The organism is Vibrio genomosp. F10 str. 9ZD137, from assembly GCF_049974785.1.
Classification (GTDB): Bacteria; Pseudomonadota; Gammaproteobacteria; order Enterobacterales; family Vibrionaceae; genus Vibrio.
Genome location: NZ_JBNGCJ010000010.1, coordinates 1 through 1,789, shown reverse-complemented (window position 1 = coordinate 1,789; position 1,789 = coordinate 1). Strand labels below are relative to the sequence as shown.

At 44.7% G+C, this 1,789-nt stretch carries 2 protein-coding genes; both read left to right on the top strand.

The features are described from left to right. Positions 1 to 416, top strand: a 416-nt coding sequence (locus ACP45E_RS00245) for a PQQ-binding-like beta-propeller repeat protein (RefSeq protein WP_158008349.1), incomplete at its 5' end; no start/stop codon positions are given. Positions 417 to 624: 208 nt separating this feature from the next. After that, positions 625 to 1,789, top strand: a 1,165-nt coding sequence (gene der, locus ACP45E_RS00240; RefSeq protein WP_069584568.1) for a ribosome biogenesis GTPase Der, incomplete at its 3' end; no start/stop codon positions are given.

The following is a 1,789-nucleotide window of genomic DNA, read 5'->3' as shown; positions in this document are numbered from 1 at the left end:
CCGCTCTTCCGATCTGCTTTAATGGTCAGTTAACGAGTATCGACCTTCAATCGGGTCGTCCAATGTGGAAGCGTTCATACTCTTCTGCAACGGATCTAGCAACCGATGGTAGCCGTCTATACCTAGTGACAGACAAAGATCACCTAGTGGCAGTCGATGCACGAAGCGGTACCGAGCTTTGGAGCAATAAAAAGCTAGAATATCGTCAACTTAGTGCACCCGTTATGATTAATAATCATGTGGTTGTTGGTGATTCGGAAGGTTATCTACACTGGCTTAATCGAAGTACCGGTGAATTTGTTGCTCAGCAGCTTATCGATGATAGCGGTTTTGCTGTGAGTCCTGTCGTGACTTCTGGTGGGTATGTACTCGTAACACGCAATGGCGATGTAAAGAAACTGACGATCAATAAGTAATATCGTGATATAATTCACATTCGGCTCCTTGCTGTTATCAGTTAGGGGCCGTTTTATTGAGAAAAATCAAATCATGTGGTTATAGGTAACAGCATTGCGGCTGAGTGATACAGACAAGTTGATACGATCTTGTTGAGTATGGGCCAGCTTAGAACAAATGCAATCCGTTACCTATAACTACATAGAGACTATATTGTAGAGGTTAATTATGGTACCTGTTGTTGCTCTGGTCGGGCGTCCAAATGTAGGGAAATCTACATTGTTTAACCGACTGACTCGCACTCGCGACGCATTGGTTGCTGACTTCCCTGGTTTAACACGTGATCGTAAATACGGCCATGCTAAATCAGAAGAACACGAATTCATTGTTATTGATACCGGTGGTATTGATGGCACTGAAGAAGGTGTTGAAACGAAAATGGCAGCACAATCACTAGCCGCTATTGATGAAGCTGACGTTGTTCTCTTCATGGTGGATGGTCGAGCGGGATTGACGCCTTCTGATGAAGCGATTGCTAAACATTTACGCCAAATTGAAAAACCATCACTGCTTGTCGTGAACAAGATTGATGGCATTGATGGTGACGCAGCTTGCTCTGAGTTCTGGAAACTCGGCGTTGATGATATGTACCAGATTGCCGCGGCTCATGGGCGAGGTGTTACGGCATTGATTGAACTTGCTCTCAACCCGTTTGCGGAAGCATTAAAAATAGAAAACGGTGAAATCAACGATCTGACTGAGTTTGAAGATGAAGACGAAGAACAAGTTGAATTTACTGAAGAAGAAGCAGAAGAAGAATTCAAGCGCCTTCAAGATCAGCCGATTAAACTTGCTATTATTGGTCGCCCGAATGTTGGTAAATCGACGCTAACCAACCGTATTCTAGGCGAAGAGCGTGTTGTTGTTTATGACATGCCAGGCACAACTCGCGATTCTATCTATATTCCAATGCAGCGCGATGATCGTGAGTACGTACTGATTGACACTGCGGGCGTTCGCCGTCGTAAAGCCATTAACGAAACGGTCGAAAAGTTCTCGGTGGTCAAGACGCTAAAAGCCGTTGAAGATGCTAACGTTGTGTTGCTACTGATCGATGCTCGCGAGAATATCTCAGAGCAAGACTTAAGCTTACTTGGTTTTGCCTTGAATGCTGGTCGCTCTATCGTCATTGCTGTTAATAAATGGGATGGACTGGATAGCGAAGTCAAAGATCATGTTAAGAAAGAACTGGATCGCCGTTTAGGTTTTGTCGACTTTGCTCGTATCCACTTCATTTCTGCTCTACACGGAACAGGTGTTGGCCATCTGTTTGAATCTGTGCAAGAAGCCTACAAATCGGCGACAACGCGTGTAGGGACTTCAGTATTGACTC